The 15,236-nt window shown below is 54.9% G+C and carries 14 protein-coding genes; 7 read left to right on the forward strand and 7 right to left on the reverse strand.

The genetic code is table 11. The features are described 5' to 3' along the window. Positions 1 to 31: 31 nt before the first annotated feature. Positions 32 to 427 carry a hypothetical protein gene (locus BQ7382_RS08760; RefSeq protein WP_077391727.1) on the reverse strand — a complete coding sequence of 132 codons (396 nt, stop codon included), beginning with the start codon at positions 425 to 427 and terminating at the stop codon, positions 32 to 34. Between the two features lie 439 nt (positions 428 to 866). Here BQ7382_RS08760 and lpdA point away from each other — a divergent pair, with 439 nt between their 5' ends. Next, on the forward strand, positions 867 to 2,258 hold the full coding sequence (gene lpdA / locus BQ7382_RS08770; RefSeq protein WP_077391729.1) for a dihydrolipoyl dehydrogenase: 1,392 nt from the start codon (positions 867 to 869) through the stop codon (positions 2,256 to 2,258). Positions 2,259 to 2,935: 677 nt separating this feature from the next. Here lpdA and BQ7382_RS08775 read toward each other — a convergent pair. From BQ7382_RS08775 to BQ7382_RS08800, 6 genes are all read right to left on the reverse strand, one after another. Beyond that, positions 2,936 to 3,934 carry a lipoate--protein ligase gene (locus BQ7382_RS08775; protein ID WP_077391730.1) on the reverse strand — a complete coding sequence of 333 codons (999 nt, stop codon included), beginning with the start codon at positions 3,932 to 3,934 and terminating at the stop codon, positions 2,936 to 2,938. A 104-nt stretch (positions 3,935 to 4,038) separates the two neighbouring features. Continuing rightward, complete coding sequence (gcvPB, locus tag BQ7382_RS08780) at positions 4,039 to 5,472, reverse strand: aminomethyl-transferring glycine dehydrogenase subunit GcvPB (protein ID WP_077391731.1); 1,434 nt, start codon at positions 5,470 to 5,472, stop codon at positions 4,039 to 4,041. Positions 5,473 to 5,474: 2 nt separating this feature from the next. After that, on the reverse strand, positions 5,475 to 6,791 hold the full coding sequence (gcvPA, locus tag BQ7382_RS08785) for an aminomethyl-transferring glycine dehydrogenase subunit GcvPA (RefSeq protein WP_077391732.1): 1,317 nt from the start codon (positions 6,789 to 6,791) through the stop codon (positions 5,475 to 5,477). Between the two features lie 84 nt (positions 6,792 to 6,875). Further along, positions 6,876 to 7,256, reverse strand: coding sequence for a glycine cleavage system protein GcvH (gcvH, locus tag BQ7382_RS08790; protein ID WP_077391733.1), 381 nt, complete (start codon positions 7,254 to 7,256; stop codon positions 6,876 to 6,878). A 93-nt stretch (positions 7,257 to 7,349) separates the two neighbouring features. Then, positions 7,350 to 8,444 (reverse strand): glycine cleavage system aminomethyltransferase GcvT, encoded by a 1,095-nt coding sequence (gcvT, locus tag BQ7382_RS08795; protein ID WP_077391734.1) that lies wholly within the window; start codon positions 8,442 to 8,444, stop codon positions 7,350 to 7,352. A gap of 215 nt (positions 8,445 to 8,659) precedes the next feature. Next, positions 8,660 to 9,292: a CvpA family protein gene (locus tag BQ7382_RS08800; RefSeq protein WP_159437281.1), complete on the reverse strand. Its 633-nt coding sequence runs from the start codon at positions 9,290 to 9,292 to the stop codon at positions 8,660 to 8,662. Positions 9,293 to 9,676: 384 nt separating this feature from the next. Between BQ7382_RS08800 and BQ7382_RS08805 the strand changes: the two genes are divergently transcribed. From BQ7382_RS08805 to BQ7382_RS08830, 6 genes are all read left to right on the forward strand, one after another. Further along, the gene (locus BQ7382_RS08805) at positions 9,677 to 10,768 is read left to right on the forward strand and encodes a M24 family metallopeptidase (protein WP_077391736.1); all 1,092 of its coding nucleotides are present in this window, start codon (positions 9,677 to 9,679) and stop codon (positions 10,766 to 10,768) included. 109 nt (positions 10,769 to 10,877) lie between these two features. Then, positions 10,878 to 11,771, forward strand: coding sequence for a proline iminopeptidase (gene pepI / locus BQ7382_RS08810; protein ID WP_077391737.1), 894 nt, complete (start codon positions 10,878 to 10,880; stop codon positions 11,769 to 11,771). A 292-nt stretch (positions 11,772 to 12,063) separates the two neighbouring features. Further along, positions 12,064 to 12,537, forward strand: a complete 474-nt coding sequence (locus BQ7382_RS08815; RefSeq protein WP_077391870.1) for a nucleoside deaminase — start codon at positions 12,064 to 12,066, stop codon at positions 12,535 to 12,537. After that, positions 12,537 to 13,424 carry an Ig-like domain-containing protein gene (locus tag BQ7382_RS08820; RefSeq protein WP_077391738.1) on the forward strand — a complete coding sequence of 296 codons (888 nt, stop codon included), beginning with the start codon at positions 12,537 to 12,539 and terminating at the stop codon, positions 13,422 to 13,424. Before BQ7382_RS08815 ends, BQ7382_RS08820 begins: the two co-directional genes overlap by 1 nt. Positions 13,425 to 13,473: 49 nt before the next feature. After that, on the forward strand, positions 13,474 to 14,436 hold the full coding sequence (ispE, locus tag BQ7382_RS08825) for a 4-(cytidine 5'-diphospho)-2-C-methyl-D-erythritol kinase (RefSeq protein ID WP_077391739.1): 963 nt from the start codon (positions 13,474 to 13,476) through the stop codon (positions 14,434 to 14,436). Positions 14,437 to 14,438: 2 nt separating this feature from the next. Continuing rightward, positions 14,439 to 15,113, forward strand: a complete 675-nt coding sequence (locus BQ7382_RS08830) for a GntR family transcriptional regulator (protein ID WP_077391740.1) — start codon at positions 14,439 to 14,441, stop codon at positions 15,111 to 15,113. Positions 15,114 to 15,236 lie beyond the last annotated feature (123 nt).

Genomic DNA, 15,236 nt, shown 5'->3' on the forward strand with positions numbered 1-15,236 from the left:
CAAGTCCGGCACTGAGAGGCGCCGTGGACTTTTACTTCACCATGGTGACCTGGAAATCCGTGTCCAGATATTTGAAGCCGTACCTGCGGCAGATGGCGTCTATCGGCCTGTCTACGGTCACGAATACGCGGCTGCCCTTCGTCCGGTGCATGAGGAGATAATCGTTGATCTCGTTGAGGACCTGGTAAAGCAGGTTCTTTTTTTTGTATCTCGGGTCCACCATGATGTCGCATACACAGTAGACCAGTGCGCCGTCTCCCACTACCCTGCCGAAGGCCATGAGCTGCCCCCTGTCATATACGCCCACCGTGAGGAGACTGTTGATGATGGCCTTCGTGGCGGCCTCGGCCTTGGTGGGTTCGTTACCGCTTCTGATCATGAGACTCACGAAATCCCTTGGAAGCGTCTGATTTATCCTTGTTTCCATTTCTCTATCCCTGTATTGAATTATCCCGAGTGCCTTTTATAAAAAACCTGATAGCACCTCTGCTCATCAGGAGCGATTTTCTACCGGTAGATTATACAACAGGGGGGTGATGCTTGTGTGTGAATTTTTTCAGCCGCCGTGTGACCAGGCCTGGCAGCAAGGCTTCACAAACGATCCCACTGTTTGCCGGGAATGGCCGCAAGCCCTCGCGGGTTGGCCCTTTCTTTTACGGGAATGCCAGAAAATCAACGAAGTCCGCAGCTCTCGCGCGGCTGAAATGCGGGTTTTTCCAAATGATTCAAAGGCTTATGTATGATATAATCTCCGTGTTCGGGTCAGTGAACAAGTCTGAGAACAGGCCCGGGGATATTATGAAGGCTTTTGGAGGTGCCCGGGAGACCGGCATCGTTACGCAACGAAAGGAACGAAGGGAACGGAAATGAGTGACTACGATTTCGATCTTGTGATCATAGGCGCGGGCCCGGGGGGCTACGAGGCCGCTTTTGACGCGGCTGCCAGCGGAATGAAGACGGCCGTCATCGAGAAGGACAAGGTGGGAGGTACCTGCCTGAACAGGGGCTGCATCCCGACCAAGGCCATCATGCACTCCTCGGACATCTACAGGGGCGCCAGCGCGGGAGCGGCCTTTGGCGTCGACGTGGAAGGCCTCAGCGCTGATATGGACAGGATCATCGCCAGGAAGAACCAGGTGGTAGCGACACTGCAGGACGGCATTCTCGCCCGCTTCAAGAAGGAAAAGATCACCCTGCTCCAGGGAACCGGTGTCGTGAAGGATGGCCATACCGTGGCCTTTTCCCCGAACGGGGACGGCGAGGAGCCGCGCGACGTCACTGCGGATAAGATAATGGTGGCCACGGGCTCCCATCCGTTCGTGCCGCCGATCCCGGGCGCTGACCTGCCGGGAGTCATGACCAGCGACGACCTGCTGGACATCTCCGGCCCTGTGCCTGAGGAGATGGTCATCATCGGAGGCGGAGTCATCGGCATCGAGTTCGCCACGGTCTTCTACGATCTGGGCACGAAGATCACCATCATCGAAGCTCTGGACGGCCTCCTGCCGACCATGGACAAGGAGCTTGGGCGCAGCCTCAAGATGAATCTCAAGAAAAAGAGTGTGGACGTCCACACCGGCGCTTCCGTGACGTCGTTCTCGAAGGATGGGAACAAGATCGCCGTCGCTTATAAGGAGAAGGAAAAAGAGTTCGTGGTTCCTGCGGACGTCGTGCTGGTGTCCACGGGAAGGCGCTCCAGCACAGCGGGCGTCTTCACGGATGAGTTCCTGGAAAAGCACCCTGACTTCATGAACCGCGGACAGATCAAGGTCAATGACCAGTACCAGACCCAGGAGCCGAGCATCTATGCCATCGGCGATGCCATCGGAGGCATAATGCTGGCACACACGGCCACAGCCGAGGGCAGGAACGCCGTCGCCGCAATGAACGGCAAGAAGGGCGAGATCCGCATGGATCCTGTTCCAAGCGTGATCTACACCAGCCCTGAGATCGCCCAGGTCGGCCTGACCCAGGACGAGGCCAAGGAGCAGGGCATCAAGATCAAGACGAGGAAGTTCCCTATGTCCGCTAACGGCAAGACCGTGATCGAGGATCTGGACAGAGGATACATCAAGCTGATCTCCCGCGAGGAGGACGAGGTGCTCATCGGTGCACAGCTCATGTGCGGAAGAGCATCAGACATCGTGGCCGAGCTGGCCGTGGCCATCGGAAACGGCTTGACCGTCCAGGACATCGCCAATGTCATCCACCCTCACCCATCATTTGTGGAAGCGGTGATGGATACGGCGAGACTGTAGACGGATGGCGGGATATGGTTCCAAAAAGTCGGAACACAATTGTGGAATAAGGTAATAAACGGCTCACAGGACAGAAAACGTGTTTAAAAACTGCTTTAACCATTGAAATTTCAATGGTTAAAGCAGTTTTATCTTTTTGGGAAGAAGATAGATGGTGGAAAAAAACGTGTTTAGAATGCTTGTTAACAGTTGAAATATCAACGTGTATGGGCGTTATATCTTCCTTATGAATAAATAATCAGGAATATACAATTTTGAGGTTGCCCCGGGATTTGAAAATATTGATATCCCGCCGTAGGCCGATCAGAAAAACATGAGTTTCCTACGACGGGATAACGTTTTTAATTAGATCCCGCCGTGGATCACAAACATGATTCTTGTAATTGCTGTTTCTGTATACCTGATTTTGATGAATTTTATTGCAATTATGGCGGACAGTTGCATGTATTATGCAAGCATAACAGCCCTGGTCACCACGGATGGAAGCTTCCACGGAAAACGCCGGAGATTCCTACACCGTGGAAAACACCAAAGAAACCTTCCATGGTAAAACGAAAAAAATCTTCCATGGTATATGAGATCTCTCATATATCATGGAAGCCATCGTTGGTACTCTGGTCCAGTCGCTGCTCCAGCTGCACCTGTTCTTCGACCGCGAGTATTCTACAGCCGTGCCGCTACTCCATCTGTCCGCTTATCGCGTCCAGTATGTCTGCGGCTATCTCCGCCTGCTGCTCGTCCAGATCATCCGGCAGGTGGTCCTTCAGTTCTTCAAGGGAGCTGCGTGTGTAGTTGCGCCCGGCCAGGAGTTCTTCCAGCTCCGGAAAAACAGTTGTGTCCAGGGAGTCTGAGTAAAGTCGCGCTTCCTGGATGGTCTCGCCCTTCATGCTCAGCTGGGCGTTGATGTTTCCCCAGCTCCGGCGCTCATCCAGTTCCACGTCGAACGGGATGCGCCGGCCGTAGCGCCACTCCTCGGAGGAATATTTTTTTACGAGCTCCGCCAGGGCCGGATCATTGTCCGGATCAAGTGCCGGGCGGGAATCCGGGGTGCCGCCGTATACCTTCGCGAAGGACCTTATCAGGCTGTCGCACAGCATGTCCTTGTCGATGTCGGGCCTGTAGGCGCTGAGGTTGGTGACCCTGGATCGCACGGACTGGACGCCGTGGGACTTGAGCTTGGCTTTGGACACCTGCAGATAGTTGGACAAGTCGTCGAAGTTGACGTCCATCATCAGGGTGCCGTGGTGGTAGCAGCGGCCCTGGCTGGAGTAATAGGCGTGGCCGGAGAACTTCGCCCCGTCGATCGTCAGGTCGTTCCTCCCGGTCACCTCGGCGTGGATGCCCAGGTTTTCCACGGCCTGGAGGATCACCTGGTTCTGCTTAGGCACGCTGTACATGTCCTGCGGGGCGATTATGGTAAAATTCAGGTTCCCCAGGTCGTGGTACACGGCGCCGCCTCCTGAAAGGCGGCGGGCCAGGTGGGCACCGTCCCGGTCAATGGCCTCGACTTTGCATTCGCGCCACGGGTTCTGGTTTTTTCCGATGACAACAGTATTGGCGTTCTGCCAGAGGTACAGGATCACCTCATCAGATCCGCCGTTCATGGTGAGCAGTTCTTCCGCCGCCAGGTTCACGTAAGGATTCGTACAATCCGTAATGATAGTGGTCAGTTTCATATAAACTTTATCCCTTTAAAAGCCCCGGGATCCAAGTTTCTCCCAGATCCCGGGGCAATACCTCGCAATAATTTTATTTTACTTCCGGGAGCGTGTCAGCACACTTACTCAGCCTTTTCCCCGGAGAAGTCGTACTTCAGGATCGGATGTCTGGCTGCTCCCACCTCATCCAGTCTCTTGATAGGAGTGGTGACAGGGGATGCCGCCACGGATTCAGGAGACTCGATGATCTTCTTGTAGATGGCTCTGAACGCTGCGATGGCGTTGTCCAGGACCTCTCTGCTCTCTGTCTCGGTAGGCTCGACCATCAGGGCCTCGTCTACGATGAGAGGGAAGTACATCGTCGGTGGATGGATGCCGAAGTCCAGAAGTGCCTTGGCAACGTCCAGGGCGCTGACGTTCTTTTCCTTGTGGATGCTCTCCAGGCTCATCACGAACTCGTGCATGCAGGTCGTGTCGTAAGCGACAGGATAGAGATCCTTGAGCTTTTCCTGCATGTAGTTGGCGTTGAGCACGGCGTTCTTCGCCAGTTCAGGCACGCCGTCCGAACCGTTGAACAGCAGGTATGTGAGAGCCCGCACCATAACCAGGAAGTTTCCGTAGAATCCCGTCACGCAACCGATGCTCTCAGGAGCCTGTGTGTACTCACCGTCGATGACTCTCTTGCCAGGGAGGAACTTCGCCAGGAAGTCCTTGCACCCGCAAGGGCCGCTTCCCGGACCGCCGCCTCCGTGAGGCGTGGAGAAGGTCTTGTGGAGGTTCAGGTGGATCACGTCGAATCCGATGTCTCCAGGGCGGACCATTCCGATAACGGCGTTAAGGTTCGCTCCGTCGTAGTAGCAGAGACCGCCGGCCTCGTGCACCAGACGTGTGATCTCCATGATGTTCTCGTCGAAAAGGCCTACCGTGTTAGGGTTGGTGAGCATCAGTCCTGCGGTCTGCGGTCCGAGGTGGGCCTTCAGGTCGTCCATGTCGATGGTGCCGTGATCGTTGGACTTGATCTCAACTACCTTGTAGCCGGCCATTGCGGCGCTGGCAGGGTTCGTGCCGTGAGCGGAGTCAGGAACGATGATCTCGGTCCTGCCCTCGTCTCCCCTGCTCTTGTGATATGCCTTGATGAGCAGCAGTCCGGTGAACTCGCCGTGAGCTCCGGCTGCCGGCTGGAAGGTCATATCGTCCATTCCCGTGATCTCGCACAGGATGTTTCTCAGGGTGTCGATCGCCTCTGTACAGCCCTTTACAGTATCAGCAGGCTGGAGAGGGTGAACGTTTGTGAATCCCGGGAGAGAAGCCATGGCCTCGTTGATCCTCGGGTTGTGCTTCATGGTGCAGGAGCCGAGCGGATAGAATCCGTCGTTTACTCCTCTTGCTTCCTTTGCCAGCTGAGTGTAGTGCCTTCCCATCTCGTTCTCGGAGATCTCCGGAAGCTTTGGAGCTTCCTCTCTGAGAGGAGTCTCAGGAAGTCTGATGTCAACATCGCACTCCGGGAAAATGTCCTGTCCTCTGCCGGGAACGCTTCTTTCGAAAATCAGCTTCATGACTAGAACACCTCCTTTACTGTAGCTGCCACTTCATCCATGTCTTCCTTCGTGCAGAGCTCTGTGGCGCACCACAGGATCCTGCCGTCCTCGAGAGGAAGTCCGCCTAGGATGCCCTTTTCCTCCAGAGCAGCCAGGAGCTTGCCTGAGTCAGGGCAGTCCGTCACGAATTCATGGAAAAACTCTTTGTCGTATGTCAGTTTCAGTCCGGCCTTCTCCAGCTGCTCTGCCAGGTAGTGAGCCTTGGACGTGCAGAGGGTGGCGGCCTGCTTCAGGCCATTAGGGCCTACTGTCGCCAGGTAGATGGAAGCCTTGAGAGCGCACTGGGCCTGGTTGGAGCAAACGTTGCTGCTGGCCTTGTCTCTCCTGATGTGCTGCTCTCTTGCCTGGAGCGTGAGGACGAATCCGCGCTCTCCCTGAGAGTCAGTGGTCTCGCCGACCAGACGGCCGATGATCTTTCTCATGTTCTTCTTGGTGCAGGCCAGGATGCCCAGGTACGGTCCGCCGTATCCGAGTCCCAGTCCGAGAGGCTGACCCTCGCCGCAGACGATGTCGGCGCCGATCTCGCCAGGAGTTTTCAGGAGTCCCAGCGCGATAGGGTTCACGCTCATGATCAGCTGAGCTCCGGCCCCGTGTACTATGGATGCGATCTGGTCTGCGTCCTCAACGATGCCGTTGAAGTTAGGATACTGCATGAGGAAGCAGGCTGCGGAAGGATCTCCCTCCAGCATCTCCTTGAGGGCCTTGAGGTCGGTCTCGCCGTCCACTTCTGGAACTACGACGACCTTGGTGTTCCTTCCGAAGGAATAGGTGTCGACTACCTCTCTTACTCTGTGGTCTACTGCGTGGGAAATGTAAATGGTGCTGTGCTTCCTGTCGTGGGTCATGGCGCAGGCCTCTGCGGCTGCGGATGCGCCATCATACAGGGAAGCATTGGAGATGTCCATACCTGTGAGTTCACAGATCATGGTCTGATATTCGAAAATGGACTGGAGTATGCCCTGGCTTATCTCCGCCTGATATGGCGTGTAGGCCGTCAGGAACTCCTCCTTGTTTGCTATCGCGTTTACAGTGGCCGGAACGTAGTGGTTGTAAGCTCCGGCTCCTCTGAAGATCTTGTGGAAAACCTTGTTGTCGTCGGCCATGCCGCTGACGATGGCTGATACCTCGCACTCGGACTTCCCCTTCGGGAAGTTCAGCGTGCCCTTGAATCTCGCCTCTTCAGGAATGTGCTTGAAGAGATCGTCAAAATCCTTGTAGCCGATCTCGTGGAGCATCTTCAGCTGCTCCTCTTTGGTATTGGGAATGTATGTGCCCAATTTTTACCTCCTGTTACTGAAACCAGTTTCAAAAAACATACCGGGGTCCGGCAGGGCGACCCCGGCGGGAATTTCAGATCGGGCCTATGCCTCTTCCTCCTTGACGAACTCGTCGTACTCGTCAGCGCTGAGGAGATCCTCTGTCTCCTGAACGTCGGTGACCTTTACGAACCATGCGTCATATGGATCCTCGTTGATCATCTCAGGGGAATCAAGAAGTGCCTCGTTGATCTCAGTAACCTTTCCGGAAACAGGAGAGATGATGTCGGATACGGCCTTTACAGACTCTACGTCTCCCAGAGCCTCTCCAACTGTAAGCTCATCGTCAACTTCTGGCAGGTTTACGAAAACCAGGTCTCCCAGGCTCTCCTGTGCGTAATCGCTGATGCCGATCACGACATCGTCGCCGTCATAGCGGACCCACTCATGAGACTTTGAATATTTCGGTTCCTTTGGATCGATCATTGTTCTTCTCCTTATTATGAAAATTTATTGTGTTTATTCTCACGCGCCGTGGCGCATAAAAACCGCTTTACCGGAAGCCCTTTTTTCAAAGACCTACTTCGACCTCTTGTAGAAAGGCAGCTTCACCTGCTCGGCATCGACCATCCTGCCTCTTACGTCCACCTGTACAGGTGCGCCGATTTCCCTCTTGGATGAGTCCACGATGGCCATTGCGTAGGAACCTCCCAGGTAAGGAAGGAACGTGCCGGAGGTGGTGTGGCCGATGACCTCGCCGTCTCTGTAGACGTCGCAGTGCTCTCTTACGATACCTCTTCCGGTGACCTTGATGCCGACTCTTCTCCTTGCGAGAGGCTGATCAGCGACCAGGGCGTCCTTTCCGATGAAGTCGTCCTTGTCCATCTTTACGGCGAAGCCCAGGCCCGCAGTCTTTGGGGAAACTGTGTCGTCCATGTCGTTTCCGTAGAGAGGCATGGCGGCTTCCATTCTAAGGGTGTCTCTTGCGCCCAGTCCGCAAGGGAGGATGCCGAACTCCTCGCCGGCCTTGAGGATCATCTCCCACAGAGCAGGAGCGTTCTCAGCTGCGGAGTAGATCTCGAATCCGTCCTCGCCGGTGTATCCGGTCCTGGATACCACGCAGTCGATGTCTCCGACCTTGCCGTTGAAGATAGCCGTGTAGTACACCTCAGGAATGGACTCAGGTGCGGCGATCTTCGCCAGGATCTCAGGGGACTTCGGCCCCTGGAGAGCCAGCTGGCACCAGTTGTCGCTGTCGTTCACCAGCTTCACATCGCAGCCCTCAGGAACGTGGCTGCACATCCAGTTGTAGTCCTTCTCGGTGTTTGCGGCGTTTACGACCACGAAGTAATCGTTGTCTCCCCTCTTGTAGACGATCAAATCGTCTACGGTACCGCCGTTCTCGTTGCACATAGGGCTGTAGCGCGCCTGCCAGTCCTCCATGTCGGTGAAGTCGTTGGTCAGCACATAGTTCAGGTACTTCAGGCTGTCAGGGCCGGATACCAGGATCTCTCCCATGTGGGAAACATCGAAGAGGCCTGCGGCAGTGCGAACCGCCATGTGTTCCTTCTTGATGCCTGTCTCGTACTGTACAGGAAGGATGAATCCCCCGAAAGGTACCATCTTTCCGCCGTATTTGACATGAGTTTCGTAGAGTGGTGTTTTCTTTTCCATTTCCATGCCTCCGTTGTTCGTCTAGAGATACACTGGGATTTTACCACAGGGGGTATAGACCGTCAACGAGCTGTGACGGCCGGAAACCCGCTGTTTATCATGTGTTTCCAGTTATCTTCTTAACGATTGGGGCAATGCGGGGAGTAACGGGCTGACGAGAAAGTCTACCGTTTCAGTGGTGGTTTTGTTCTCTTTGAAAAACAAAAAACCGGCGGTCAGACCGGCAGGTTGCGGATGAATCGCAGGAGAGGATTGATGTTGTAAAGGTATCCCGCGATATATGAGTTGTTGAGACTTTCGTTAATGGCGTGGAGGTGCTCAGGCATGAGTACTCCCGCCAGGGGGAACATGAATGCAAGAAAAAGAAAGACCAGTATCACTCCCCGAACGGCGCCCAGCAGCATGCCCACCGAGGCATCCACGCGGCCGAACACAGTCTTTTCCCGGCGCCCCCTGGAGATCCTGCGTATGATGATGGATGCCACGATCCAGGTCGCCAGCACGATCAGGAGAAAGGACATGACGTTGATGATGGCGTTTGCGAAGTGGGCCGTGTTCTGGGACGGCTGCTGCACTCCCATGGCCTGGATGATGGAGGCCAGAAAATCCGGGACGTACTGGGTGATGTCGAAGGTGCCTGAGGCGGCCAGTTCCGTCAGATGGGTGTTTATCTCATCGCTGACCGGTGTGGCCATGAGGAGGCTGGCCACGTCCTGGGTAAAAGAGACTCCCAGTATCAGGGCGGCGGTCCAGGCCAGGAGGCGGATCAGGATGTGGGCGAAGCCGCGGGCCCTCCCCCGGACGGTGGATATTATGAAGATCAGGATCACGGTTATATCGAGTGCCATAAAAACTACCTTTATGTACTGAAAAAATGCCGGGGTCTTCACGCTGCCCCGCTTCTTTCTCGCGAGCCTGGCGAGACGGAGTCTCCGGCGGATGAGATATCTTTTACCACAGGCGTACGAACATTGCAAGGAGCGGTCACATACGCCCGTTTTGAAAATGTCACTAAAAGTGCTGTGAAACCCCACATATGACCCGCTGTCAATCCTTGAAAAAGAGGGGGAGCGTGTTATAATCATCAAGGATGCTGTGTAGACCACGGGACAAGGAACGGCCTGCAGGTGTACAGCGTTATGAGGCGTATCTCAAGCCTCAGGCATCAACGAAGACTCCGCTGACGCGGGGCCCGTAACCCAATATTTTACATTACATGGAGGTCATGAAAGATGGACACAAATAAGCTCAACAGAATTGTGGCTAAGATGAAGGAGAAGGATCTGTACCAGCTGATCATCACCGATCCTACATCTATTTTCTATCTGATAGGCAAGTGGATCATTCCTGGAGAGAGAATGCACGCGCTGTACATCAATGTTGACGGAGACAACCACTTCGTAATCAACAAGCTGTTCCCGCAGGAAGAGGACCTTGGAGCTCCTATTACATATTATGACGACGTTGATGACGGCGTTGAGGTGCTGGCTCAGTACGTTCACAAGGACAAGCCGATCGGCGTTGACAAGAACTGGCCTGCTCACTTCCTGCTGAGACTGCAGGAGCTGGGAGCCGGAAGCGCTTTCGTGAACGGATCCAAGATCGTCGACAAGGTTCGTCAGATCAAGAGCCCTGAGGAGGCTCAGCTCATGAGAGAGTCCGCAGCCAAGATCGACCAGGTAATGGATAAGCTGATCCCTTGGGTAGCAAAGGGGCTGACAGAGAGAGAGCTGAACGCGAAGTGCCTGGAGCTCTGCGAAGAGGTTGGATTCTCCGGACCTTCCTTCGACCCTATCACAGCATACGCTAAGGGTGCAGCTGACCCTCACCACATCACAGACGATTCCAAGGGCAAGCACGGTGACTGCGTCATCCTGGACATCGGTGGAATGTGGAAGAACTACGCTTCAGATATCACCAGGACCGTATTCATCGGCGAGGTGAGCGAGCGTCAGAAGGAGATCTACGACATCGTTCTCGAGGCGAACAAGAGAGGTATCGCTGCTGCTAAGCCTGGCGCAAAGATGAGCGACGTCGACAAGGCAGGAAGAGACTACATCGCTTCCAAGGGCTATGGCGAGTACTTCACACACAGACTGGGACACTCCATCGGAATGGAGGACCACGAGGTCGGCGACGTTTCCCTGGTGAACGACGAGATCATCGAGGTTGGACAGTGCTTCTCCGTTGAGCCTGGCATTTACCTGGCAGACGAGGGCATCGGTGTGAGGATCGAGGACATCGTATACATCACAGAGGATGGCTGCGAGGTACTGAACCACTATCCTAAGGACGACATCATCGTTGTTCCTGACGGAGAGTAAGCGCCGAAGAACATAGAATATCGTATATAAAAGGATGCCGGAAGCAGCTTGTGGCTGCTCCCGGTATCTTATCGGGGGAAAAGGTTTAATTTTTAACAGGAGGACAGACATGGCAAAGGTCACAGAAGGGTATATGCCATTTCTCGGCTACAAGACATACTACAGGATCGTGGGAGAGAGGAAGGACAACGGAAAGGCTCCGCTGATCTGTCTCCACGGCGGACCTGGCTCCACGCACAACTACTATGAGGTACTGGACAATGTCGCAGACGATGACGACCGTCAGATCATCATGTACGACCAGATCGGCTGCGGAAACTCATATCTGGACGGACATCCTGAGCTGTGGACGCAGGACACATGGCTGGACGAGCTGGACGCTCTGAGAAAATATCTCGACCTGGACGAGTGCCACATCATCGGACAGTCCTGGGGCGGCATGATGCAGATAGCTTACGCTATCGAGAGAGGCGCCAAGGGAGTTAAGTCCTACATCATCTCCAGCGGCCACCCATCCAGCAGCCTCTGGGAGAAGGAAGGCCTGAGACGTATCAAGATGATGCCTCAGGACATGCAGGACGCCATCAACCACGCCCTGAAGACAGAGGATTTCTCAGGAGAGGCATATGACAGAGCAGTTGCCGAGTACATGCACAGATACTGTGACTACTGGATCGGCGACAAGGCACCTGAGTGCTGCACACGCCCTAAGAAGTCCGGCGGAGAGGCTTACCTCTACGGATGGGGCCCTAACGAGTTCGCACCTACCGGAAGCCTGAAGGACTTCGAGTACGTTGACAGACTGGGCGAGATCAAGGTTCCGTCCCTGATCTGCAGCGGAATCTCCGACCTGTGCTCACCGCTGATCGCGAAGACCATGGCAGACGGTATCCCGAACTCCAGATGGATCCTCTGGGAGAGATCAAGACACACATGCTTCGTAGACAGACACGATGATTACTGCAAGGTACTCATTCCGTGGATGAACGAGCACGACAAGTAGTCGGCCGATGCGGCGCCTGGCCCGAGCGAGGGCCTTTGATATGAAAAAACAAAAAGCGGAGAAGCCACGGTTATGATGCCCGGCTTCTTCGCTTTTTTGCGCTGTGCGGAGACCTGCGGAAAGCGCGGGAGGTGGAGCAGCGGCTGGCGGCTTTTTCCACGTGTTTACCCCTCTAATACCAATTGATATTACATTTTTCCTGTGATAGAATATTACGGATATGGAATCTGACCAGACGAATTTGGGAAAAGTCTCCGGGAAACCGGAGTTTACAGAGGCTGACCTGGGTTTTATGAGAGAGGCCATGGTTGAAGCCGATGCAGCCGCACGGCAGGGGGAGGTCCCTGTGGGAGCTGTGATCGTAAAGGACGGAGAGGTGATCGCCAGGGCGCACAACCTGGTGGAGACCTTAGGGTCATCGGGGGCTCATGCCGAGATGCTGGCCATCAGAAGCGCCGAGGAGGCCACGGGGTTCAAGTGGCTGAGCGGCTGCAGCCTGTACGTGACACTGGAGCCCTGCTCCATGTGCGCCGGGGCAATAGTCCTGTCCAGGCTGGACAGACTTTACATCGGAACGATGGATCCCAAGAACGGCGCCTGCGGCTCGCTGAGCAACATCGTGTGCGACCCTCGCCTGAACCACAGGGTCGAAGTGGTCAGAGGGCTGATGGCAGAAGAGTGTTCCCGGCAGCTCAAGGATTTTTTCCGCGAGAGGCGCGAGAGACGGCTGGAGAGAAATATACCGAAACCGGAGGATAAACGATAATGAAGAGAAGAAGCCTGGCAACTTTAGTTCTGGCGCTGATCCTGGTGGTCATGAGCGGAGCGTTTGCCTTCGCGGCAGAGGATACGGGAGCCCTGGTGCTCAAGTCCTCATACCCTAAGGACGGGCAGAAGAACACCTCGATCGAGAACGTAGGTGTGAAGCTGAACTTCAACCACAGCATAAACGGCGAGGCGACCAAGAAGCACAACGCCAAATGCGTCAAGATCGTAAACAGCGAGACTGGAAAGAAGGTCCCGATCAAGGTCCTCACCAGCGATGACACCGACGGAATGATGCTCGTTCTCGCTGACAGCACGGACAAGAAGCTGAAGCTCCAGTCCAACACGAAATATGAGCTCGTGATCTCATCCAACTTCATGGACGATGAGGGCAACATGCTGGTACACAAGGAGACCATCTCCTTCACCACATACAACCAGACCATGAACACGGTGGTGAACACCGTGATGATGGTGCTGATGTTCGGCGGTATCACCGTGATCATGATCAAGCAGCAGAGAGAGCAGGCTGAAGAGAAGGCACGTGCCGAGAGCTCCGGAAAGAACAAGAAGGAGACCTTCAATCCTTACAAGGAGGCCAAGCGCACAGGCAAGTCTGTCGAAGAAGTCATAGAAGAAGAGAAGAAGCGCCAGGCCAAGGCGGACAAGAAGGCCGCCAGAGAGGCTAAGAAGAAAGAAGCCGCAAGGGAGAAGGTAGAGGCGGAATACGATCTCAGCGAGATCCTGCCGTATGTCTACAAGGTGCACAAGCCACAGTCGATCACGGCGGCCGGCGGCAAGTTCAGATCTGGACGCGGAACGCGCAGCATAGATGATTCCGGGAGAAAGAATGGCAAGAGCAGCAAGGACAGAAAGAACAAGCGATAAATAGTCAGAGGGGATGCCGCGGGCATCCCTTTTTTTGAGAAGGTGACACATGGGACACATGAAGATCAACGCCTATGGAAAGATAAACCTGTCTCTGGACGTGACCGGCAGGCGGGAGAACGGATATCACGAGATCCGGTCGGTGATGCAGGACATAGACCTCTGCGACACCCTGGAAGTGGCTACAGATAAGGAAAACTTAGGTAAAATTTGTTGCATACCCGTTGGAATTGCTATAGAATTTTGTACAGATGAACATACAATCCCCGAGGATGAGAGCAACCTTGCCGTGAAGGGCGCAAAGGCCCTGATACAGCGGCTTTTCCCGGAGGACGGGACGGTCGCCGGAGAAGGACGGCCTACGATCCCGAAGCCTTCGTCGGTCTCCGTTTTCCTGGAAAAGAAGCTTCCGTCAGCCGCAGGTCTTGCGGGGGGGAGCGGCGACGGCGCCGCGGTGATGCTGGCGCTGAACCATCTTCTGGGCTCTCCGCTGAGCCTGAGGGAGCTGATGGAGCTCGGCATGACCGTGGGTTCGGATCTGCCCTTTTCCATCATGATGAACGCCTGCAGGAACAGAGAGAGACTGGAAGGCCTTCAGGGGCTGGAGGAAGCCGGAACGGCCGCCATCGTACAGGGGATCGGTGATGTGGTGATCCCGTGTGATCCTATACACACCTATGTTATCTTGATGAATCCGGGAACTCAGGTCTCCACGGCCAGAGTGTATCAACACCTGGATGAAATGAACGTCAGAAGTTCCGGTGAGGGACAGCTGTACACCAATGTCATGGAGGCCAGTACCTTTTCCATCTGCCCCGAGGCGAAGGAGCTGAGGGACAGGATGAGAGAAAAGCTCAGGGCCGATCATGTGCTGATGAGCGGAAGCGGGCCTTCCATAGCCGCATATTACGCCCACAGGGAGACAGCGTCAGAGGACTTTTCCTCATTGGACGGTGGGGCGTGGCTGGGCCGCGGCTGGAAAAAGTGGTTTGTGGAAAGCGGGAGGAGATAAGGATGAACTTTGATTTGCAGATTCAGAAGCCTCTTAGAGAACTGGTGTATGAGGAGCTGAAGCACAAGATCCTCACAGGGGAGATCGCATCTCAGACAAGGTTGATGGAGATCGATCTGGCAGAGAAGATGAACGTGAGCAGGACACCGATCAGGGAAGCCATCAGGGAGCTGGCTGCAGACGGTCTGGTGACTATAGAGCCTCGCAGGGGGGCCTACGTATCCAGGATATCCATAGAGGACATGCTGGACGTGTTCGAGGTCAGGGAAAATCTGGAGGGCTTTGCGGCGTTCCTCGCGGCAAGACGTGCCAGCGACCAGCAGAAGGACCACCTGAGAGAACTCATGGACCAGTACGAGGTGGCCATAGACCACGATGAGAAGAAGGCGAGCGTTGAGAGAGACGAGGATCTCCACAAGTTCATCGTTGAATGTGGTGGCAACAGGACGCTGCAGCAGATGGTGAATCACGTTCAGGAACTCTCCCTCAGGTTCCGCTATCTGTACTATGACGATTTTACCCATTACAAGAAGATGCCTGCCCAGCACAGGCGCATAGTCGACGCCATTGCGGCCGGCAACGCGGAGCTGGCGAGACAGGAGGCCGAGGATCACGTCAGGGGCCTCAAGCAGTACATATACGATCTGGACAAAAAGCTCAACGGAAATGAGCGGTGATATTTGTATTTCAATGAGAGCATGACTTTGACCATGCTCTCATTTGCTGTGCCGGGTCAGGGTACACTGTACGCGCGCACAGCACATCGCTGCGCATCGCCGCACATCGCCGTACAATGGAGC

Origin of the sequence: Mobilibacterium timonense (assembly GCF_900155555.1) — a bacterium.
GTDB classification, from domain to species: domain Bacteria; phylum Bacillota; class Clostridia; order Peptostreptococcales; family Anaerovoracaceae; genus Allobaileyella; species Allobaileyella timonense.